Below are 21239 nucleotides of genomic sequence, written 5' to 3'. Positions count from 1 at the left end.
CGTTATGACAACCTCCCCCGCATTTATCACCCTGGAGAATATCAGCAAGCGATTCCCAGGCGTGCTGGCATTAGACCAGATCAACCTGACGCTGAATAAAGGCGAAGTGCACTGCCTGGCCGGGCAAAACGGCTGCGGCAAAAGCACCATTATTAAAATCATCTCCGGCGTCTATCAGCCGGAAAAAGGCGCCAATATTTCGCTGGAAGGCAAACTTTTCCACGCCCTGACGCCGCAGCTGTCCGGTTATTACGGCATACAGGTGATCTATCAGGACCTGTCGCTGTTCCCTAACCTGACGGTGGCGGAAAACATCGCCATCCACAGCTACCTGCCCGGCGGCCGCTTCTGGGTACGCCAGCGATTGATGCGCCAGACGGCGCTGGACGCCATGGCGCGGGTCGGCGTGCGTATCGACCCCGATAAAAAAGTGGAAAAACTGTCGATCGCCGATCGGCAGCTGGTAGCGATTTGTCGCGCCATCGCCGCCGAGGCGCGGTTGGTGATCATGGATGAACCGACCGCCTCGCTGACCCGCCAGGAGGTCGACGGCCTGCTGCGGGTGGTCAACGAGCTGAAGGCCGCCGGCATCTGCGTGGTGTTCGTCAGCCACCGATTGGATGAAGTGATGGAAGTCGCCGACCGCATCAGCGTGATGCGCGACGGCAAGCTGGTGGGTACCTGGCCGGCCAGCGAACTGGACAGTCATGAACTGGCGTTCCTGATGACCGGCCAACGCTTCCACTACAGCCCGCTGCCGCCGCTGCCGTCGACCGAACAGGCGCCGCTGCTCGAAGTGCGCAACCTCAGCCGCGGCGAGAAATACCGCAACGTCAATCTGGCGCTGCGCGGCGGCGAGATCGTCTCGATCGTCGGCCTGCTCGGCGCCGGCCGCACCGAACTGTGCCTCAGCCTGTTCGGCATGACGCGGCCGGACAGCGGCGAGATCCGCATCGAGGGCCGAGCGGTACAGTTGCACAACAACCGCGAAGCGGTGCGCCACGGCATCGGTTATGTGTCGGAGGATCGTCTGACGCAGGGGCTGATCATGGATCAATCGATCTACGACAACACCATCGTCACCGTCTTCGATCGGCTGCATACCTCGTTTGGATTGCTGGATCACGCCAAAGCGACCGAGCTGGTCAACCGGCTGATCCGCGATTTGAACATCAAGGTGTCCGACAGCGCATTGCCGGTGAAGACCCTGTCCGGCGGCAACGCCCAGCGCATCGCCATCGCCAAATGGGTAGCGACTCAGCCGAAGATCCTGATCCTCGACTCGCCTACCGTCGGCGTAGACATCGCCAACAAAGAGGGGATCTACCAGATCGCCCGCGATCTGGCGCAGCTGGGTATGGCGGTGCTGATGATCTGCGACGAGATCCCGGAAGCCTATTACAACAGCCATCGGGTGATGGTGATGCGCAAGGGCGAGCTGATCGCCGAATTCGCGCCGCACCAGAGTACCGAACAACAGATCGCCGAGGTGGTGAATGGATAAGTCATTATTGGCCCGCCTGGCCGGGCGGCACGAGTTTTATCTCGGCCTGCTGGTGCTGCTGCTGGCGATCGGCCTGAGCGCCGGCACCGACGAGTTTCTGACGCTCGGCAACCTGACCGACGTCGCCACCAGCTACGCCATTCTCGGCATCCTGGCCTGCGGCCTGTTCGTGGTGCTGATCGCCGGCGGCATCGACATTTCGTTCCCGGCCATCACCGCCATCGCCCAATATGTGATGGCCAGCTGGGTGATCCAGCACGGCGGCAGCTTCCCGCTGGCGTTCGCCCTGGCTGCCGGCGTCGGCCTGCTGCTCGGGCTGGTGAACGGTTTTCTGGTGTACTGGCTGAAAGTGCCGGCGATCATCATCACCATCGCCACCCTCAACCTGTTCTACGGCCTGCTGGTGTACGCCACCAACGGCACCTGGCTGTACGGCTTCCCGGACTGGTTCATGAACGGCATCAACTGGTTCTCGTTCCAGGGCGCCGACGGCTACGACTACGGCCTGACCCTGCCGCTGCTGTGCCTACTGGCGACCATCGTCGTCACCGGCGTGCTGATGAACCGTACCCGGCTGGGGCGCCAGATCTACGCCATGGGCGGCAACCGCGACGCGGCGTCGCGCCTGGGGCTCAACCTGCTGCGGTTGCACTTCTGCGTCTACGGTTACATGGGCATCCTGGCCGGCGTCGCGGCGGTGGTGCAGGCGCAGATCACCCAATCGGTGGCGCCCAACTCGCTGCTCGGCTTCGAGCTGACGGTATTGGCGGCGGTGGTGCTGGGCGGCACCAGCATGAGCGGCGGCCGCGGGTCGTTGACCGGCACCCTGCTCGGCGTGGTACTGCTGGCCTTCCTGCAAAACGGGCTGACGCTGCTCAGCGTCTCGGCCTATTGGCACCAGGTATTCAGCGGCGCGATCATTTTGATCAGCATCAGCACCACCGCCTGGAACGAAAAACGCAAGCTGCTCAAGGAGATCTGACATGACGCAGTTAACTCGGTTGATCCCAAGCGATCGAATCATTCGCCTGCAGGGCGCGATCATCATCGCGGTGGCGCTGCTGTTCGCCGGGCTGCTCGGATCGCGCTTCTTCAGCCTCGGCAACTTTCAGTCGATCGCCTCGCAGCTGCCGATCCTCGGCCTGCTGGCGCTCGGCATGGGCATCACCATGCTGACCGGCGGCATCAACCTGTCGATCATCGCCGGCGCCAACGCCTGTTCGCTGGTGATGGCGGCGATCATCGTCAGCCATCCCGACCAGCCGCTGTTCCTGGTGCTGGCGCTGTTGGCCGGCCTGCTGGTGGCGGTGGCGATCGGCGCGCTCAACGGCGCACTGGTGGCCTGGATCGGCGTATCGCCGATCCTCGCCTCGCTCGGCACCATGACCCTGATCACCGGCCTGAATATCCTGCTGACCAACGGCGCCGTGATCTCCGGCTTCCCGGCGGCGATTCAATTTCTCGGCAACGGCGCCGTGCTCGGCGTGCCGGTGGCGCTGATCCTGTTCCTGCTGGTGGCGATCGGTCTGTGGCTGCTGCTGGAGCACACTACGCTGGGCCGCAGCCTGTACCTGCTCGGTTCCAACGAGCAGGCCACCCGTTTTAGCGGCGTGAACACCGCGCGGGTGCAGATCGCGGTGTATATCCTGTCGGCGCTGCTCGGCTGGGGCGCCGCGCTGCTGATGATGGCCAAGTTCAACTCGGCCAAGGCCGGCTACGGCGAATCTTATCTGCTGGTGACCATTCTGGCCTCGGTGCTAGGCGGCATTAACCCGGACGGCGGTTTCGGCCGCATTCTGGGTCTGGTGCTGGCGCTGATCGTGCTGCAAATGTTGGAAAGCGGCCTCAATTTGCTGGGGGTCAGCAGCTACCTGACCATGGCTCTGTGGGGCGGCGTGCTGATCCTGTTTATCGCGTTACAGAATCGAAAAGCTTAGGAGAAAACAGATAATGGCGAGCTATTTTATTGGCGTAGATGTGGGCACCGGAAGCGCGCGCGCAGGCGTATTCGATCTCAACGGCCGCATGGTCGGTCAGGCCAGCCGGGCCATCGACCTGTATCGGCCAAAGGCGGATTTCGTCGAGCAGTCGTCGGATAACATCTGGCAGGCGGTGTGCAATGCGGTGCGCGACGCAGTCAACCAGGCCGACATCAACCCGATCCAGGTTAAAGGGTTGGGCTTCGACGCCACTTGTTCGCTGGTGGTGCTGGATAAAGAAGGCAAACCGCTGACCATCAGCCCTTCAGGCCGCACCGAGCAGAACATTATCGTGTGGATGGATCACCGGGCGATCGCCCAGGCCGAGCGCATCAACGCCACCAAACACCGGGTGCTGGATTTCGTCGGCGGCATCATTTCGCCGGAGATGCAGACGCCGAAACTGCTGTGGCTGAAACAGCACATGCCCACCACCTGGGCCAACGCCGGCTACCTGTTCGATCTGCCGGACTTCCTCACCTGGCGCGCCACCCAGGACGCCACCCGTTCGCTGTGCTCGACGGTGTGTAAGTGGACCTATCTCGGCCACGAACAGCGTTGGGACAAGAGCTACTTCCAGCAGATCGGGCTCGAAGACCTGCTGGAACACGACGCGGCCAAGATCGGCAGCGACGTCAAAATGATGGGTGAACCGTTGGGCCACGGCCTGACCCAGCGCGCCGCCAGCGAAATGGGTCTGATCGCCGGCACGGCGGTGAGCGTATCTATCATCGACGCGCACGCCGGCACCCTCGGCACGCTGGGCGCTACCGGCGTCTCCGGTGAAGTGGCCGACTTCAACCGCCGCGTCGCGCTGATCGGCGGCACCTCCACCGGCCATATGGCGATGTCGCGCACCGCGCGCTTTATCGGTGGCGTCTGGGGGCCGTACTATTCGGCGATCCTGCCGGAATACTGGCTGAACGAAGGCGGCCAGTCCGCCACCGGCGCGCTGATCGATCACGTCATCCAGTCGCACCCGTGCTACCCGGAGCTGCTGGCGCAGGCAAAAACCCAGGGCCAGACCATTTATGAGGTGTTGAACGCCATTCTGCGCCGCATGGCCGGTGAGCCGGAGAACATCGCTTTCCTGACGCGAGACATTCATATGCTGCCGTACTTCCACGGCAACCGCTCGCCGCGCGCCAACCCGACGCTGACCGGCATCCTGACCGGGCTGAAGCTGTCGCGCACGCCGGAGGACATGGCGCTGCACTACCTGGCCACCATCCAGGCCATCGCGCTTGGCACCCGCCACATCATCGAAACCATGAACCACAGCGGCTACAGCATCGACACCATCATGGCCAGCGGCGGCGGCACCAAGAACCCGATCTTCGTGCAGGAGCACGCCAACGCCACCGGCTGCGCCATGCTGCTGCCGGAGGAGAGCGAAGCGATGCTGCTGGGCGGTGCCATGATGGGCACCGTGGCGGCGGGTGTGTTCGACACCTTGCCGGAGGCGATGAGCGCCATGAGCCGCATCGGCAAGACGGTCACGCCGCAGACCAACCAGATTAAAAGCTATTACGACCGCAAATACCGGGTGTTCCACGAGTTGTACAACGACCACATGAAATACCGCCGGTTGATGCAGGAGGAGGCGTGATGCAGCAGGAATGGCGGCAGGCTCTCCAGGGCTGGCAAACCTACAGCCAGGAGCTGGCCCAGCTGGGCGAACGCCTCGACGCGCACACCTGGCAGCGCCTGCTGGCGCTGCTGGCCGACTGCCGCGGTAAAATCGCCGTCACTGGCGTCGGTACGTCGGGGATTGCGGCGCGCAAGATAGCCCATATGCTGGCCTGCGTGGAGCGACCGGCGGTCTATCTCGACGCCACCGGCGCGGCGCATGGCGATCTGGGCTTTCTACGCGCCGACGATCTGCTGATCCTGATCTCGCGCGGCGGCAATTCCGACGAGCTGACCCGCCTGCTGCCGACGCTGCAGGCCAAAGGGGTGACGCTGATCGCGGTGACGGAAAATCCGCATTCCGCCATCGCGCAGGCGGCGCAGCTGACGATCGCTACCGGGGTGCAGAAGGAGATAGATCCGCTGAGCATGCTGGCCACCACCTCAATTGTGCTGGTGTTGGCGATCTTCGACGCCGCCTGCGCCTGCCTGATGGCGCGCAGCGGTTATGACAAGGACGCCTTGCTGGCGGTGCATCCGGGCGGCGGCGTAGGGAAAAGTTTGCGGGAACAGCGTTGAGGGCCCGACACGCGGGCCCGGCGGAGATTACAGCGGCATGTAGATATCGAAGCGGTGGCTCTTGGTCAGCGTGGCGGCGTGCGCTGGCACGTCGGCCAGCGGCGGCGCGTAGTCCGGGCGTTTCACCACCACGCGCTTGGTCGCCAAACGGCGCGCCGGTTCCAGCAGGCCGTCGGCGTCATCGTCGCTGCCTACCAGCGATTGAAACACCCGCATCTCTTTCTTCACCAGCGCGCTTTTCTGCTTGTGCGGGAACATCGGATCGAGATACACCACCTCGGGACGCGGGCTGAGATCCGCCAGCGCCGTCAGGCTGGAAGCGTGCAGCAGCGTCAGGCGCTCGCGTAGCCACGGGCCGATTTCCGCATCCTGATAACCGCGCTGCAGGCCGTCGTCCAGCAACGCCGCCACCACCGGATTGCGTTCCAGCATCCGTACCCGGCAGCCCAGCGCCGCCAGCACGAAGGCGTCGCGCCCCAGCCCGGCGGTGGCGTCCACCACGTCCGGCAGGTAGCTGCCCTTGATGCCGACCGCTTTGGCCACCGCCTCGCCGCGGCCGCCGCCGAAGCGGCGCCGGTGCGCCATGGCGCCGGAGACGAAATCGACGTAGATCCCGCCGAGCTTCGGCTCGTCGCGCTTGCGCAGCTCCAGCCGCTGCGGGGTCAATACCAGCGCCATCGGCGCGTCGTCATCAGACGCCAGCCGCCAGCGCTGCGCCAAAACAGACAAGGCGCCGGGATCGGCGCCTGCTTCACACAATAAACACACGCTCACGTGTCGAGTTATCCTTTAATGCCGTAATGGCGCAGCATAGCATCCAGCTGCGGCTCGCGGCCACGGAAGCGTTTGAACAGCGCCATCGGCTCTTCCGAACCGCCGCGCGACAGGATGTTGTCGAGGAAGGATTTGCCGGTTTCGGCGTTGAAGATCCCCTCTTCTTCGAAGCGCGAGTAGGCGTCGGCCGACAGCACTTCCGCCCACAGATAGCTGTAGTAACCCGCCGCGTAGCCGCCGGCGAAGATGTGGCTGAAGGCGTGCGGGAAGCGGCCCCAGCTCGGCGAAGGCACCACCGCCACCATTTTCTTCACTTCCGCCAGCGTCGGCAGGATCTGCGCCCCTTTTTCCGGGCTGTATTCGAAGTGCATGCGGAAATCGAACAGGCCGAACTCCAGCTGGCGCAGGATAAACAGCGCCGCCTGGTAATTCTTGGCCGCCAACAGCTTGTCGAGCATCTCCTTCGGCAGCGGCTCGCCGCTCTGATAGTGGCCGGAGATAAACGCCAGCGCTTCCGGCTCCCAGCACCAGTTTTCCATAAACTGGCTCGGCAGCTCGACCGCATCCCACGGCACCCCGTTGATGCCGGAGACGCCGGCGGTATCGATCTGCGTCAGCATGTGGTGCAGACCGTGGCCGAACTCGTGGAACAGCGTGGTCACTTCGTTATGGGTGAACAGCGCCGGCTGGTCGCCCAGCGGGCGATTGAAGTTGCAGGTCAGGTAAGCGACCGGTTTTTGCAGCGTGCCGTCGGCCTTGCGCAGGCTGCCGACGCAGTCGTCCATCCAGGCGCCGCCGCGTTTGTTTTCGCGGGCGTACAGATCGAGGTAGAAGCTGCCGCGCAGCTCGCCGTCGGCGTCGAACAGATCGAAGAAGCGCACGTCCGGATGCCAGGTTTCGACGTCTTTACGCTCTTTGGCGGTGATGCCGTAGATGCGTTTCACCACTTCGAACAGCCCTTCCACCACCCGCTGTTCCGGGAAGTACGGGCGCAGTTGCTCGTCGCTGATGGAGAACAGGTGCTGTTTCTGTTTTTCGCCGTAATAGGTGATGTCCCAGGCTTCGAGCTCGTCCACGCCATAGTGCTGTTTGGCGAAGGCGCGCAGCTGCGCCAGCTCCTGCTCGGCCTGCGGACGGGCGCGCTTGGCCAGATCGCTCAGGAAGCCGATCACCTGCTCCGGGCTTTCCGCCATCTTGGTCGCCAGCGACTTGTCGGCGTAGGTGTCGAAGCCCAGCAGCTGAGCCAGCTCATGGCGCAGCGCCAGCGTTTCCGCCATCACTTCGCTGTTGTCCCATTTGCCGGCGTTCGGCCCCTGATCGGAAGCGCGGGTGGCGAAGGCGCGGTACATCTCTTCGCGCAGCGCACGATTGTCGGCGTAGGTCAGCACCGGCAGGTAGCTCGGCATATCCAGCGTCAGCAGCCAGCCGTCCTGCTCTTTGGCCTGCGCCATCGCCTGCGCCTGCGCCAGAGCGCTTTCCGGCAGGCCGCTCAGTTCCGCTTCGTCGGTAATCAGCTTGCTCCAGCCCATGGTGGCGTCGAGCACATTATTGCTGTAGGTGGAACCCAGTTCGGACAGGCGCGCGACGATCTCGCCGTAGCGCTGCTGTTTGTCCGCCGACAGGCCGATGCCCGACAGTTCGAAGTCGCGCAGCGCATTGTCCACCGCCTTGCGCTGCGGCACGCTCAGCGCCTCGAACGCCGCGCCCTCTTTCAGGCTGCGGTAGGCCTGGTATAACCCTTCGTGCTGGCCGACCCAGGTGCCGTACTCGGACAGCAGCGGCAGCGCCTGTTCATAGGCGGCGCGCAGCTCCGGGCTGTTTTTCACCGAGTTCAGGTGCCCGATCGGCGACCAGATGCGCGACAGGCGATCGTCCGACTCCGCCAACGGCTGACACAGATTGTCCCAGGTGAACGGCCCCGGCTGCGCGACCACGCGCTCTACCGCGGCGCGGCAGTCCGCCAGCGCGGATTGCACCGCAGGCACGATATCTTCAGGGCGGATCGCCGAGAACGGCGGCAGGGAAAACGGGGTCAGCAACGGATTTGTCATAGGGCAGTCCTGATTAGCGTTGAGGCCCGCCGCAGGGGCGAGCCTTAAAATGCGTATGAATCTCTAACATGGAGCCAGACAGCAGGAAAATCAATGCCCGGCGTTGATCGTTCGTGCCTTAAACGGCGCTTTGGCGGATGCGGGCGGCCAGCGCCGCCAGCTGCTCGTCGTCGGCGCGCGCGGCGTCGTGGGAGGAGATATAGCCCTCGTAGCGCTCGAAAAACTTCGGCGAGGTCGATTCGATCGGCCGCCACTGCTCCAGCGATGCGGTGCCGTGCAGCGGGATCAGTTTGGCGTGCACATGATCGACGCCGTAGCCTTCGAACACCATGCCGCAGCGGCCGACGTCGTCGAACGCGCGGTCCAGCTGCTTCGCCACCCGCTTGGTCGCCAGCATCAGCGCGCTCAGTACCTCGTCCGGCAGCTCAAACGCGTAGCTCGGGTGGTGCGCCTTGGGGATCACCACGCTGAAACCGTCGGTGTTGGGAAAGATGGACAGGAACGCCAGATGGTCGTCGTCTTCCCAGATTTTATGGCACGGCGCCTTGCCCGCCACGATGTCGCAAAAAATGCAGCTCATCCTTTCTCCTTGTGATTCACAGCGTTTCAACCAGTTCGAACTCTTCGAACACCAGCCACATGTCCGGCGCAAAAGTGCCCTCGCGGGTAAAGAACTCTTGATGCCCCTGGCGCCAAAACGCCAGGCTTTTGTCGCCTTCGCCCTCTTTGGCCGCCATCTCGGCGGTCATCCGGTCATAGCGCACCAAACGCAGCGCCAGGGTTTTGATCACGCAGGCCGGTTCGCCACGGCCGTCGAGAATAATGTTATCGTCGCCGATCATCGGCGTTTGCTCCCGGCGATAGCTCGCATAGGAGCTGCAGGTGGCGGTCTTTTCCCCGCTCAGCACCAACTGCAGCAGTTCGTCGGCCAATTCGGGGCCGTCGCCAAACGCCCAGCGCGCCGCGTCGGGGTAGTTTGCCAAAATCGCCTGTTTGCTCATCGTCCTGTCCCTTTCTGTGAACGTCTGCGGCAACGGAGTCCAGTTTTTCCCGGCCAGACAGTTTATACTGTGCAGATTATAAGCCTTATTGCATTGAATGCTCCGCCTGCGGAGCACAAGGAACCGCCACCCGTCATGTTAAGTTATCGCCACAGTTTCCACGCCGGCAACCACGCCGACGTGCTCAAGCACACCGTTCAGAGCCTGATCATCGAGTCGCTGAAGGAAAAAGAGAAGCCGTTCCTGTATCTGGACACCCACTCGGGCGCGGGCCGTTATCAGCTCAGCGGCGAACACGCCGAGCGCACCGGCGAATACCTGGAAGGCATCGGCTTGCTGTGGCAGCGCGACGATCTGCCGGAAGAGCTGGCGGCCTACATGAGCGTGGTGCATAACTTCAACCGTTCCGGCACGCTGCGCTATTATCCTGGCTCGCCGCTGATCGCCCGCCAGCTGCTGCGCCCGCAGGACAAAATCCACCTGACCGAGCTGCACCCGAGCGACTACCCGCTGCTGCGCAGCGAATTCCAGAAAGACGAGCGCGCCAAAGTGCAGCGCGCCGACGGCTATCAGCAGCTGAAATCCCAGCTGCCGCCACTGTCGCGCCGTGGTCTGATCCTGATGGACCCGCCGTATGAAATGAAGACCGATTACCAGGACGTGGTCAAAGGCATTCAGGAAGGCTACAAGCGTTTCGCCACCGGCACCTATGCGCTGTGGTATCCAGTCGTGATGCGCCAGCAGATCAAACGCATGCTGCGCGATCTGGAAGCCACCGGCATTCGCCGCATTCTGCAGATCGAACTGGCGGTGAAGCCCGACAGCGATCAGCGCGGCATGACCGCCTCCGGCATGATCGTCATCAACCCGCCGTGGAAGCTGGAACAGCAGATGAAAAACGTGCTGCCGTGGCTGCACAAGGTGCTGGTGCCGTCGGGCATCGGCCACCATCTGGTGAACTGGGTGGTACCGGAATAATCCCCAGCCGGGTGCGGCTCGCCGCGCCCGGCCTCCACCTATCGCAGCCATCGACGCAATCTTTGCGACAAACCCCGGTCAGGCGTTAAACTCTTACCCTCTTCAAATTCACAACTCATGGAAATCCCAGATGACGAAACATTACGATTATCTAGCAATTGGCGGCGGCAGCGGCGGTATCGCATCGATCAACCGGGCAGCCATGTACGGCCAAAAGTGTGCGCTGATTGAAGCCAAAGAGCTGGGCGGCACCTGTGTAAACGTGGGTTGTGTACCGAAAAAAGTCATGTGGCACGCGGCGCAGATCGCCGAGGCTATCCATCAGTACGGCCCGGACTACGGCTTCGACACCACCGTCAACGCCTTCGACTGGAAAAAGCTGGTCGCCAACCGCACCGCCTATATCGATCGCATCCACAACTCCTACGATAACGTGCTGGGCAAGAACAAGGTCGACGTGATCAAAGGCTTCGCGCGCTTCGTGGATGCTCACACCGTGGAAGTGAACGGCGAGACCATCACCGCCGACCACATCCTGATCGCCACCGGCGGCCGCCCGAGCCATCCGGCTATTCCGGGCGCCGAATACGGCATCGACTCCGACGGCTTCTTTGAGCTGGACGCCATGCCGAAACGCGTCGCCGTAGTCGGCGCCGGCTATATCGCCGTGGAGATCGCCGGCGTGCTGAACGCGCTGGGCGCCGAAACGCACCTGTTCGTGCGCAAGCACGCGCCGCTGCGCAGCTTCGATCCGATGATCGTCGAAACCCTGGTGGAAGTAATGAACACCGAAGGGCCGAGCCTGCACACCGAATCGGTGCCGAAAGCGATCGTCAAGAACGCCGACGGCAGCCTGACGCTGCAGCTGGAAAACGGCAAGGAATTCACCGTCGACTGCCTGATCTGGGCCATCGGCCGCGAACCGGCGACCGACAACCTGAACCTCGGCGTCACCGGTGTGAAAACCAACGAGCAAGGCTATATTGACGTCGATAAATTCCAGAACACCAACGTCAAAGGCATCTACGCCGTGGGCGACAACACCGGCGCGGTAGAGCTGACCCCGGTCGCCTTGGCCGCCGGCCGCCGCCTGTCCGAGCGCCTGTTCAACAACAAGCCGGAAGAGCATCTGGACTACAGCAACATCGCCACCGTGGTGTTCAGCCACCCGCCAATCGGCACCGTTGGCCTGACCGAGCCGGAAGCCATCGAGAAGTTCGGCACGGACAACGTGAAGGTGTACAAATCCTCCTTCACCGCCATGTACAGCGCCGTGACGCAGCACCGCCAGCCGTGCCGCATGAAGCTGGTGTGCGCGGGTAAAGAAGAGAAAATCGTCGGCCTGCACGGCATCGGCTTCGGCATGGACGAGATCCTGCAGGGCTTCGCCGTAGCGGTGAAGATGGGCGCCACCAAGAAGGACTTCGACAACACCGTGGCCATCCACCCGACCGCGGCGGAAGAGTTCGTCACCATGCGCTAACCGCTGCGGTTAGCCAACTCGCAGGCCGGTATTTATCCGGCCTGTTCTTTTTGTGCGGTTTACTATTCCCTTCGCACCCGCCTGCTTTTTCTGCCATTATTCAGCCTGATAAATTAGCGGGACTGATACAACCTCCCCGCGCCTCTGGAGAACACCGATGCTGTTCAAACTATGCAAAACCCTTGCGATGGCCTGCGTGGCCCTGATTATCGCCCAGAGCAGCGCGCTCAGCTTTACCCTGGAAGTGGCGGGCAAGATCGACAACGTGACCGACCCGGTCAACAAAAGCTATCTGTTCACCGATAAGCAACTGTTGGCGATGCCGGTGCGCAGCATCACCACCTCCACCTCCTGGACACCGCAGAGAAAGTTTGAAGGGATTTCGGTGGCCGATATTCTGGAGCGCGTCGGCGCCAGAGGCGAAACGCTGACCTTCTACGCGCTGAACGACTATTACATCGACGTGCCGCTGTCCGACGTCAAGAAGTACAACATGATCCTGGCCTACAAGATGGACGGGGAGATGCTGAAGCTCAGAAACTTCGGCCCGCTGTTCCTGGTTTACCCGCGCGACGCCGCCGGGCCTGAGCTGAATTCGCCGCTCTACAACTCGCGCTTTATCTGGCAAGTCGACCGGATCGTGATCAAATGAAACTGACGACCTTTAAGAACGGCAGCAGGCTGGCGATCCCGGCCATTTTCGCCGCGCTGTTTTTGGTGGCTTCGACCGTCACGCTCTATTACTACAGCGCCACGCTGTCGAAAAAAGGGCTGTACGCCATCGCCGGTACTCAGGAGAACTACTCCTGGTCGATCGCCAAGTTCTCCATCAAGCTGGCGGAATTCGACACGCTGGTCGAACAGCAGAGCCACGCCCCGCAGGTGGACAGCGACAACCTGCGGTTGCGGTTCGAGATCCTCTATTCGCGTTTCTATGTGCTGGAAACCGTCTCTGAATCCACCCAGCCGCTGTACGCCGAACCGGGCTACCCGGAAGTGGTCAAACAGATGCGCCTGCAGATGGATCGCATCGATAAGCTGCTGGACAGCCCGAAAATCGACTTCGGCCAGGTTTTCGCGGCCATGAAGGCCATCAAACCTTACGCCATCGAAATGGCCAACCTGACCGACCACGCCGAGGTGAAGCAACGCACCGCCGCCTATGAGGACTACATCGAGAAACGGCACATCATTTTCTATGGGCTGGTGATCGTCATGTTCTCGGTAATCGCGTTGATCGCCATTACGCTCATCGTGTTCCGTCAGCAGCGGCTGACCATTCGCCAGCAGGCCAAGGCGATCGAGGCGGAGAAAGCGACCCGCACCAAAAACGCCTTCCTCGGCGCCATCGGCCACGAGCTGCGCACTTCACTGCAGAGCGTGATGTCGGCCATCGACGTGCTGGTGAACACCCGGGTGTCGGCGGAACATGCGGACACCTTCCAACGGCTGGAAACCGCCGCGGCCCCAACCGCCATGTGCCGATCATCGGCATCAGCGCCTACACGCCGGAGCAGCTGACGGCGGACCAGCGTGCGCTGTTCGACAACTATCTGATGAAGCCGGTCCGGCTGGATGCATTGTCGAGCGCGCTGGCCGAGGTGTTTCCCGCTAAAGATTAAAACAACGTTGCAGTGCGGCTTCGATCACATGGAGCCGCACCGGTTTTTCGTAAGGGCCGAGCACGTCGTACTCACGCATCGCTTGCGCTATCTCTGATTCGCGCCGGTCGGTGCCGAGTTCGCCGGTCAGCACCAGCACTGGCGCATCCGGGTTGTCGGAGGCGCGGATGGTGGCGATGCAGCGGTCCGCCGTTTCTTCACCGATCAGCCAATCCACCACGTAACCGTCAAACAGGCTTTGCTGTAACGCCTGGCAGAAGCTGTCGACGTCGTAAAACGCCACCGCGTTGAAACCGCAACCGCCGAGGTACTTGGCCAGCTCATCGGCCGCCTGATGCGAATCGTCCAATACCGCGATGCTCAAGCGCTCGTCGTCGCCGTAACCGGGCCGGATTTCGATCAGATCGACGCCGTAACGCGGGCCTGCCGGCGCCTCATCGGCGCGATAGATCTGCCATTGCCCCTCTACGCGCAGCGCCACAAACTCCGCCGGCCGCCCCGCAGGCAGTTCATCACCGATGTGCCCGACGCAAGGCATCGCCACCCCGGCCACGAAAAAGATGGCATCACGCGCCATGTTTGGTTCGGCGCTCTCATGTTCGGCGCTAAAATCGGCGATCGCCGCCGGCGTTTCTCCCAACGCAGCCGCAACGCTGTTGATCTGCTCCAGCGTCCAGGGACTTTGCCCTTTCAGTTTGCGGTGCGCATGTGAAAAACTCAGATCCAAGATGCGGCTGAGCTCTCGGGCATGCTGACGTTTTCCAATCCCGTAATGTAAAAACAGCTCCCTGACCCGATTGGCAATCGACTGTGAATCGAATTTTTGATGATTGTTATCCATTTGTTCCTTCGATTTTTTTTACTGATTTATCAGTCGTTTTGATTATTTCTGATGAAAAAGCCACATCTAAAACTAGCATCTCATGCAATTATGCGTTAAAAACGTTGCTTGACATACCATGTTGCATCGTCAAACATGGTATCAAAAGAGACATACAGCAATACACTATAAAAAATAACACCAGCACGTTTTTTAATAATAACCATAGTCACACCAGGGAAAATTTGTTCCGTTGCCGCTACTGAGACGATGCTCACATCGCTCGGACTGCACAAGCAAAACGGGGCTTGAGCCTTTAGCGCTAATCTGTTTTACCCACTTTTAAGCCGGGATCCGCAAGGGTCCCGGTTTTTTATTGCCCTGGCGCCGCGCCATCATACGGACTCCCCCCACCGCCGCAAATAAAAACGGAGCCGGCATGCCGGCTCCGTTGCTCTTTTGATCCCCGCAGAACGTCAGAAGCGCCAGGTGAAGCCGGCGTTGACGCTGTTGTCCTGATGGTGCTGCAACAGCAGCCCGCCGTAGCCCAGCGACAGCGTGGCGTTCTCGTTCACCGCCACTTCCGCCCCCGCCTTCAGCACCATCCCGTCGCGCGAGACCGGCACGCTGCCCACCACGAACGGCGCGTTGCCGCCGTTGAACCGCAGACCCGTGCCACGCTCCACTCCGCCGTACTGGTGTTGCCACCCCAGCTCGCTGCGCAGCGCCACCGTCGTGCCCGGGCTCACCTGCCATGCGGTGTCCGCGCGCAGGCCCAGCGTCGACACCGTCGCATCGGTATGCTGCTTGTCCCCGCGCAGCGCCGCCGCGCCACCGCTCTCCCCGATGCCGTTGTTCTCGAAGTTCACGTACGCCAGGTTCACGAACGGCTCCAGGTTCAGCCACTCCCCCTTCACGCTGTAGCCCGCTTCCGCGAACAGCTGCTCGGTGCGCGCGCTGTACTTCGCCGTGTCACGGTCCGACTGCATTCCGTAGTTCACCGACCGTTTGGTGTCGATGCGGTGCCAGGTGTAGCCCGCACCGCCGCGCAGCGCCAGCGCACCGAACTGCTTGTCGCCGTACGCCGCCAGGTGGTAGTTGTCACTGTCCGCCTTCGACCCGTACCCGCCGTGCAGCGAGGTGCGGGTGTAGCCGGTCGCTACCCCCAGCCGCCCGTCGTCCGCAACCGCCGAGTCCAGCCCGACCAGCACCCCGTAGGTCGAGGCCTGGTAACCCGTAGCGTTGGCGTCGCCCGACGCGTGGTCCCACGCCCCCAGCAGCTGCGCCCAGGCTCCGCCCTCGTCCGCCTTGATGGCCGACGAACTCGCCAGCCCTTCCGCCTGACGCAGACGCCCGTTCAGCGCCTCACGCAGGTAGCGGCTGTCGTTCACCAGCGCCGACGCGATGTCCGCATGGATTTGCCCCGACAGCTGACGGAACGCCTGCCGTGCCTCGCCCGCCGTGCCGCTGTTGAGAATGCTCTCGTAGACCGGGTTGCCCGCCGCCAGCGCATCCGCCGCCGCCGCGACCGCCCGCTCGTTCGACGTCTGCGCCACGCTGGCGAAGCTCGTGCCGTTGCGCCCGACGCTCAGCGTCACTCCGGTCGGCTGGTAGCTCAGCCCGGTGCCGAGGAACAGGTAGTTCGGCGCCACCGCATCAAACTGCCCGCTCACCCCCTGCTGCGCCGTCAGGATGTTGTACTGTTGGCCCAGCAGGCTGCGCACCTCGCTCTCCGTCAGCAGATTGGAACTGTTCTCCAGCGTCACCGCCACCTCGCCGCCGCCGATCGTCGCCGAGCCGCTGCTCTGGATCCGATCGCTCTGGCCGTTCGGGCCCACTTCCACCGCGTAGCGCGACCCCGGCTCGAAGCTGACGTTGCCGGCCACGTTCAGGGTGCCGATCGAGTTGCCCGGCGCCACGGTGCCGCCACTTCGTGCGGTCAGCGAACCGACCGTGCCGCTGCCGCCGACGATGCCGCCGTTCTGCACGCTGACATCCGAGGTGACCGAGCCGTTGATCGCCAGCCGCCCCTGATTGACCAGCGTCGGGCCGGCATAGGTGTTGGTGCCGGTCAGCACCAGGGTGCCCACGCCCTCTTTGGTCAGGCCGCCGTGGCCGGAGATGTCGTTGGAGTAGGTTTCCCATCCACAGTGGAAGTCATCACATTTCCTGGCGTGCAGCGTACCGGCATCCACCTCGGCGCCGATCCCCGGAATATTGGCGACAAACTGGGTCGAGCCATAGGCCACGCCCGTCGGATCCGGGATGCGGAATTCTGCGGGAATATCCTCAACGGTATAGAACATGCCCGGACCGTTGATGGCCTTACCCAGGTTGATCATCCCCCAGCCGTAGAGCGCGTCGATGCCCGGCGCCCCCATATCGGTGGCGGTGGTTTTCAGCACGTCGGCAATCTGCGCCGAGGTCATGTACGGGAAGCGCTGCAGCAACACCGCCACCGCACCGGTCACGTGCGGCGTCGCCATCGAGGTACCGTTTTTATTGCCGTAGTCCGAAACCAGATGGGCCGGATCGGAGCCGTTGGCCACGGTGCTGTAGATTTTGCTGCCCGGTGACGACACGCAGAAGCTGGCGGTATAGCCGCAGCGGGAAGAGAAGCTGCTGATGGTGTAAGGCACGCTGTTGCTTGATGCCGCATCCTGCGCCACGCTGGCGACCGACAGCCAGTTCGGCGCGATATCCGGCACAAAGTAGGCCAAGCCGCTGATCACGTCCGGCTGGTTGTAGTTGCCGTCGTTGCCGGCGGCGAACAGCACCAGAATATTCTTGCGCGCGGCGTCGATAGCGCCCTGATAACCTGCGCCGGCCAGGCTGCCGAGCAGCGGTTTGACCTGATCGAACTGTTCCTGCGCATCCTTCAGCTCAAAGTGCAGCGCATTAGGATCGCGGCCGCCGTCGGACAGAAAGTCGGGAATGCTGACGCCCCAGCTGTTGTTGATCACCCGCGCGCCGCTCTTGATCATCGCCTGCCAGCCGGCATTGGTGACGGCGCCGTCCAGACCGAGGAATTCTCCGTAAGCCGGGCCGTCGTTGTCGTTATCGACGCTGATCACCTGCGAATCGAAGGCCACGCCGTGCATGCCGGTGCCATCGCGGTTGGCCGCGCTGATCCCCGCGACGTGCACCCCGTGGTTGCTCAATGTCGCCCCGCTATAGAAATGGAAGGTGCCGTCGAAGTAAAAGCGATCGCCAGCGTTGATCCCCGGCCGGTGCGGGTCGGTATAGGCGCGGTAGCCTTCGGTGACGACGTTGATCAGTTTGCCGTCGCCGGCGAACTCGGGATGGTGGTTAACCGGGGTGTCGAAAATGCCCACCTTCTGCCCTTTGCCGGTATAGCCGGCGGCGTAGGCCTCATCGGCATGGATCGCCCCCAGCCCCCAGTTGGCATTGAACTCGGCGCTGCGCCAGCTGGCCGGATCGCCCGCCTGGCCGTTCTCTATATAGGTTGCGGCCTGCGCATACCCCGCCAGCGCCATGCAGCAGACCAGCGCGTTCAGCCGCCACGGTGAGCGACGAGCCTTTCCTTTGCTATCAAAACCCATTGTTGTTGTCATTTCCTTACCTTTTGCTTGTTATTGGCCGACGCCCCAGGTGCGTCGGGTTCTCATTAGCAGGATGTGAAAAAGGAACCGCCCGCAGACGGTTCCCGTACAAGGATTGAGAAGAAGCGTCTTAGAAGCGCCAGGTGAAGCCGGCGTTGACGCTGTTGTCCTGATGATGCTGCGACAGCAGCCCGCCGTAGCCCAGCGACAGCGTGGCGTTCTCGTTCACCGCCACTTCCGCCCCCGCCTTCAGCACCATCCCGTCGCGCGAGACCGGCACACTGTCCACCACGAACGGCGCGTTGCCGCCGTTGAACCGCAGACCCGTGCCACGCTCCACTCCACCGTACTGGTGTTGCCACCCCAACTCGCTGCGCAGCGCCACCGTCGTGCCCGGGCTCACCTGCCATGCGGTGTCCGCACGCAGACCCAGCGTCGACACCGTCGCATCGGTATGCTGCTTGTCCCCGCGCAGCGCCGCCGCGCCACCGCTCTCCCCGATGCCGTTGTTCTCGAAGTTCACGTACGCCAGGTTCACGAACGGCTCCAGGTTCAGCCACTCCCCCTTCACGCTGTAGCCCGCTTCCGCGAACAGCTGCTCGGTGCGCGCGCTGTACTTCGCCGTGTCACGGTCCGACTGCATTCCGTAGTTCACCGACCGTTTGGTGTCGATGCGATGCCAGGTGTAGCCCGCACCGCCGCGCAGCGCCAGCGCACCGAACTGCTTGTCGCCGTACGCCGCCAGGTGGTAGTTGTCGCTGTCCGCCTTCGACCCGTACCCGCCGTGCAGCGAGGTGCGGGTGTAGCCGGTCGCTACCCCCAGCCGCCCGTCGTCCGCAACCGCCGAGTCCAGCCCGACCAGCACCCCGTAGGTCGAGGCCTGGTAACCCGTAGCGTTGGCGTCGCCCGACGCGTGGTCCCACGCCCCCAGCAGCTGCGCCCAGGCTCCGCCCTCGTCCGCCTTGATGGCCGACGAACTCGCCAGCCCTTCCGCCTGACGCAGACGCCCGTTCAGCGCCTCACGCAGGTAGCGGCTGTCGTTCACCAGCGCCGACGCGATGTCCGCATGGATTTGCCCCGACAGCTGGCGGAACGCCTGCCGTGCCTCGCCCGCCGTGCCGCTGTTGAGAATGCTCTCGTAGACCGGGTTGCCCGCCGCCAGCGCATCCGCCGCCGCCGCGACCGCCCGCTCGTTCGACGTCTGCGCCACGCTGGCGAAGCTCGTGCCGTTGCGCCCGACGCTCAGCGTCACTCCGGTCGGCTGGTAGCTCAGCCCGGTGCCGAGGAACAGGTAGTTCGGCGCCACCGCATCAAACTGCCCGCTCACCCCCTGCTGCGCCGTCAGGATGTTGTACTGTTGGCCCAGCAGGCTGCGCACCTCGCTCTCCGTCAGCAGGTTGGGGCTGTTCTCCAGCGTCACCGCCACCTCGCCGCCGCCGATCGTCGCCGAGCCGCTGCTCTGGATCCGATCGCTCTGGCCGTTCGGGCCCACTTCCACCGCGTAGCGCGACCCCGGCTCGAAGCTGACGTTGCCGGCCACGTTCAGGGTGCCAATCGAGTTGCCCGGCGCCACGGTGCCGCCACTTCGTGCGGTCAGTGAACCGACCGTGCCGCTGCCGCCGACGATACCGCCGTTCTGCACGCTGACATCCGAGGTGACCGAGCCGTTGATCGCCAGCCGCCCCTGATTGACCAGCGTCGGGCCGGCATAGGTGTTGGTGCCGGTCAGCACCAGGGTGCCCACGCCCTCTTTGGTCAGGCCGCCGTGGCCGGAGATGTCGTTAGTCCAGAAATCCAGGCCACAAAGCGTATCGCTGCAGACGCGCTCGGTCGGCTTGCCTTTGTCCAGCACCGCGCCGACGCCCGGCAAATCCACCACGAACTGGGTCGGGCCGTAAGCACCGTTAACCAGAAATTCCTCAGGGATATCCTGCTCGGTAACCAACATGCCCGGACCGTTGATGGCCTTACCCAGGTTGATCATCCCCCAGCCGTAGAGCGCGTCGATACCCGGTGCCCCCATATCAGTGGCGGTGGTTTTCAGTACGTCGGCAATCTGCGCCGAGGTCATGTACGGGAAACGTTCCATCAGCACCGCGACGCTGCCGGCCACGTGCGGTGCCGCCATCGAGGTACCGCTTTTATTGGCATAGCCGGTAGTCAGATTGTCCACACTGGTGCCTGCGATCACCGAGCTGTACACCCGGGTACCTGGCGCCGAGACACAGAAGCTGGCGGTGTAACCGCAGCGAGAAGAGAAGGTGCTGATGCTGTAGTCGCCGGTATTGGTCGGATCCTGCAGGCTGGCGACCGACAGCCAGTTCGGTGCAATCTCAGGCACAAAATAGGCCAGGCCGGCCATAGCATCGGGGTTATTCAGATTGCCGTCGTTACCGGCAGCAAAGATGGTGACCACGCCGCTGCGCGCCGCATCGATCGCGCCCTGATAGGCGCCACCGGGCTTGGTGCCGAGGATCTGTTTGATCTGATCGAACTGCTTTTGCGCATCGTTTACTGTGAAATGCGGATAAGCCGGGTCATAACCACCCTTATCAAACTTCTCGGTAATGCCGATGCCCCAGCTGTTGTTGATAATGCGCGCGCCGCTGGCCACCAGCGCATCCCAGCCGGCCTGATACACCGCGCCGTCGTTGCCGAGCACAATGCCGTCTTCCGGGCCGGGGTCGCCGTTTTCCGCGCTGATGATCTGCGCGTTGAACGCCACGCCGTGCATGGCGCCGCCGTCGCGGCTACCGGCGGCGATGCCGCCCACGTGAGTGCCGTGCGAACCTAATTTGCCGCTGGAGTCAGTGCTCGGCGTACCGTCATAGCGGAAGTCATCGCCTTTTTTCACCGGAATATAGGGATCGGTGTATTCGCGAGTGCCATGCGTAACCAGATTGATCACCTTATCGGGGCCGACGAACTCGGGGTGTTTGGCGTAGACCGGCTGATCGAAAATGCCGAGTTTGATGCCTTTTCCGGTATAACCGGCGGCGTAGGCCTGGTCGGCGTGGATCGCCCCCAGCCCCCATTCTGCATTGAACTCGCTGCTGCGCCAGCTGGCCGGATCGCCTACCTTGCCGTTCTCTATATAGGTTGCGGCCTGCGCCCCGCCAATCGCCGTCAGGCAGATCAACATTGCGCTCCACTGCGCGCGATGAACCCCGATCTCAGGCCAGCCGAAGGCCGCCCGAGCGGATTTGACTCCTCTAAGTTTCTTCTCCATCCCAGATACCGTCCGTTGTTGTTTGCA

General features: G+C 62.9%; 15 protein-coding genes and 1 pseudogene. 9 read left to right on the top strand and 7 right to left on the bottom strand.

Going from position 1 to position 21239, the window contains the following annotated elements:
- The first annotated feature begins 4 nt into the window (after nucleotides 1-4).
- From AAIE04_RS09125 to AAIE04_RS09105, 5 genes are read left to right on the top strand one after another with little or no spacing between them, the layout of a single operon-like run.
- Nucleotides 5-1504, top strand: coding sequence for a sugar ABC transporter ATP-binding protein (locus AAIE04_RS09125; RefSeq protein ID WP_498057319.1), 1500 nt, complete (start codon nucleotides 5-7; stop codon nucleotides 1502-1504).
- Nucleotides 1497-2486 (top strand): ABC transporter permease, encoded by a 990-nt coding sequence (locus tag AAIE04_RS09120; protein ID WP_063918350.1) that lies wholly within the window; start codon nucleotides 1497-1499, stop codon nucleotides 2484-2486. Before AAIE04_RS09125 ends, AAIE04_RS09120 begins: the two co-directional genes overlap by 8 nt.
- Before the next feature lies 1 nt (nucleotide 2487).
- A complete protein-coding gene (locus AAIE04_RS09115) occupies nucleotides 2488-3441 on the top strand; it encodes an ABC transporter permease (RefSeq protein ID WP_498057318.1) in 954 nt (317 codons plus the stop codon).
- 13 nt (nucleotides 3442-3454) lie between these two features.
- Nucleotides 3455-5092, top strand: a complete 1638-nt coding sequence (locus tag AAIE04_RS09110) for an FGGY-family carbohydrate kinase (protein ID WP_498576813.1) — start codon at nucleotides 3455-3457, stop codon at nucleotides 5090-5092.
- The gene (locus AAIE04_RS09105) at nucleotides 5092-5691 is read left to right on the top strand and encodes an SIS domain-containing protein (RefSeq protein ID WP_498576812.1); all 600 of its coding nucleotides are present in this window, start codon (nucleotides 5092-5094) and stop codon (nucleotides 5689-5691) included. Before AAIE04_RS09110 ends, AAIE04_RS09105 begins: the two co-directional genes overlap by 1 nt.
- A gap of 27 nt (nucleotides 5692-5718) precedes the next feature.
- Here AAIE04_RS09105 and rsmJ read toward each other — a convergent pair whose 3' ends face one another.
- The 4 genes from rsmJ to AAIE04_RS09085 form a co-directional block, all read right to left on the bottom strand.
- Nucleotides 5719-6465, bottom strand: a complete 747-nt coding sequence (gene rsmJ / locus AAIE04_RS09100) for a 16S rRNA (guanine(1516)-N(2))-methyltransferase RsmJ (protein ID WP_004931005.1) — start codon at nucleotides 6463-6465, stop codon at nucleotides 5719-5721.
- Nucleotides 6466-6473: 8 nt separating this feature from the next.
- A complete protein-coding gene (gene prlC / locus AAIE04_RS09095; protein ID WP_019455242.1) occupies nucleotides 6474-8516 on the bottom strand; it encodes an oligopeptidase A in 2043 nt (680 codons plus the stop codon).
- Between the two features lie 118 nt (nucleotides 8517-8634).
- On the bottom strand, nucleotides 8635-9096 hold the full coding sequence (locus tag AAIE04_RS09090; RefSeq protein WP_019455243.1) for an HIT family protein: 462 nt from the start codon (nucleotides 9094-9096) through the stop codon (nucleotides 8635-8637).
- Nucleotides 9097-9112: 16 nt separating this feature from the next.
- Nucleotides 9113-9517, bottom strand: coding sequence for an ASCH domain-containing protein (locus AAIE04_RS09085; protein WP_019455244.1), 405 nt, complete (start codon nucleotides 9515-9517; stop codon nucleotides 9113-9115).
- Nucleotides 9518-9652: 135 nt separating this feature from the next.
- Between AAIE04_RS09085 and AAIE04_RS09080 the strand changes: the two genes are divergently transcribed.
- The 4 genes and pseudogenes from AAIE04_RS09080 to AAIE04_RS09065 form a co-directional block, all read left to right on the top strand.
- Nucleotides 9653-10495 carry a 23S rRNA (adenine(2030)-N(6))-methyltransferase RlmJ gene (locus AAIE04_RS09080; protein WP_004931012.1) on the top strand — a complete coding sequence of 281 codons (843 nt, stop codon included), beginning with the start codon at nucleotides 9653-9655 and terminating at the stop codon, nucleotides 10493-10495.
- A 130-nt stretch (nucleotides 10496-10625) separates the two neighbouring features.
- Nucleotides 10626-11978, top strand: a complete 1353-nt coding sequence (gorA, locus tag AAIE04_RS09075; RefSeq protein ID WP_498576811.1) for a glutathione-disulfide reductase — start codon at nucleotides 10626-10628, stop codon at nucleotides 11976-11978.
- A gap of 157 nt (nucleotides 11979-12135) precedes the next feature.
- Nucleotides 12136-12630: a putative pterin-binding protein gene (locus tag AAIE04_RS09070; RefSeq protein ID WP_063918349.1), complete on the top strand. Its 495-nt coding sequence runs from the start codon at nucleotides 12136-12138 to the stop codon at nucleotides 12628-12630.
- A pseudogene (locus tag AAIE04_RS09065) lies at nucleotides 12627-13442 on the top strand (hybrid sensor histidine kinase/response regulator); the annotation flags it as partial. The gene AAIE04_RS09070 and the pseudogene AAIE04_RS09065, both read left to right, overlap by 4 nt.
- A 147-nt stretch (nucleotides 13443-13589) precedes the next feature.
- Here the strand turns inward: AAIE04_RS09065 and AAIE04_RS09060 are convergent.
- From AAIE04_RS09060 to AAIE04_RS09050, 3 genes are all read right to left on the bottom strand, one after another.
- The gene (locus AAIE04_RS09060; protein ID WP_019455248.1) at nucleotides 13590-14441 is read right to left on the bottom strand and encodes a helix-turn-helix domain-containing protein; all 852 of its coding nucleotides are present in this window, start codon (nucleotides 14439-14441) and stop codon (nucleotides 13590-13592) included.
- A gap of 455 nt (nucleotides 14442-14896) precedes the next feature.
- A complete protein-coding gene (locus AAIE04_RS09055) occupies nucleotides 14897-17917 on the bottom strand; it encodes an autotransporter outer membrane beta-barrel domain-containing protein (protein ID WP_498576869.1) in 3021 nt (1006 codons plus the stop codon).
- A gap of 196 nt (nucleotides 17918-18113) precedes the next feature.
- Nucleotides 18114-21125, bottom strand: coding sequence for an autotransporter outer membrane beta-barrel domain-containing protein (locus AAIE04_RS09050; RefSeq protein ID WP_498576868.1), 3012 nt, complete (start codon nucleotides 21123-21125; stop codon nucleotides 18114-18116).
- Nucleotides 21126-21239: the final 114 nt, after the last annotated feature.

Source organism: Serratia sp. Ae19-1 (assembly GCF_059801225.1).
Note: the sequence above shows the minus strand (reverse complement) of the source record. Positions and strands in the feature narration are given on the sequence as shown.

Bases quoted from the DNA above. Each gene is read 5' to 3' on its own strand.
- AAIE04_RS09115 (WP_498057318.1), top strand. From the start codon at position 2,488: ATGACGCAGTTAACTCGGTTGATCCCAAGCGATCGAATCATTCGCCTG.
- AAIE04_RS09125 (WP_498057319.1), top strand. From the start codon at position 5: ATGACAACCTCCCCCGCATTTATCACCCTGGAGAATATCAGCAAGCGA.
- prlC (WP_019455242.1), bottom strand. From the start codon at position 8,516: ATGACAAATCCGTTGCTGACCCCGTTTTCCCTGCCGCCGTTCTCGGCG.
- AAIE04_RS09055 (WP_498576869.1), bottom strand. From the start codon at position 17,917: ATGGCGCTGGCGGGGTATGCGCAGGCCGCAACCTATATAGAGAACGGC.
- AAIE04_RS09110 (WP_498576813.1), top strand. From the start codon at position 3,455: ATGGCGAGCTATTTTATTGGCGTAGATGTGGGCACCGGAAGCGCGCGC.
- AAIE04_RS09050 (WP_498576868.1), bottom strand. From the start codon at position 21,125: ATGTTGATCTGCCTGACGGCGATTGGCGGGGCGCAGGCCGCAACCTAT.
- AAIE04_RS09105 (WP_498576812.1), top strand. From the start codon at position 5,092: ATGCAGCAGGAATGGCGGCAGGCTCTCCAGGGCTGGCAAACCTACAGC.
- AAIE04_RS09090 (WP_019455243.1), bottom strand. From the start codon at position 9,096: ATGAGCTGCATTTTTTGCGACATCGTGGCGGGCAAGGCGCCGTGCCAT.
- AAIE04_RS09120 (WP_063918350.1), top strand. From the start codon at position 1,497: ATGGATAAGTCATTATTGGCCCGCCTGGCCGGGCGGCACGAGTTTTAT.
- AAIE04_RS09060 (WP_019455248.1), bottom strand. From the start codon at position 14,441: ATGGATAACAATCATCAAAAATTCGATTCACAGTCGATTGCCAATCGG.
- AAIE04_RS09080 (WP_004931012.1), top strand. From the start codon at position 9,653: ATGTTAAGTTATCGCCACAGTTTCCACGCCGGCAACCACGCCGACGTG.
- gorA (WP_498576811.1), top strand. From the start codon at position 10,626: ATGACGAAACATTACGATTATCTAGCAATTGGCGGCGGCAGCGGCGGT.
- AAIE04_RS09070 (WP_063918349.1), top strand. From the start codon at position 12,136: ATGCTGTTCAAACTATGCAAAACCCTTGCGATGGCCTGCGTGGCCCTG.
- AAIE04_RS09085 (WP_019455244.1), bottom strand. From the start codon at position 9,517: ATGAGCAAACAGGCGATTTTGGCAAACTACCCCGACGCGGCGCGCTGG.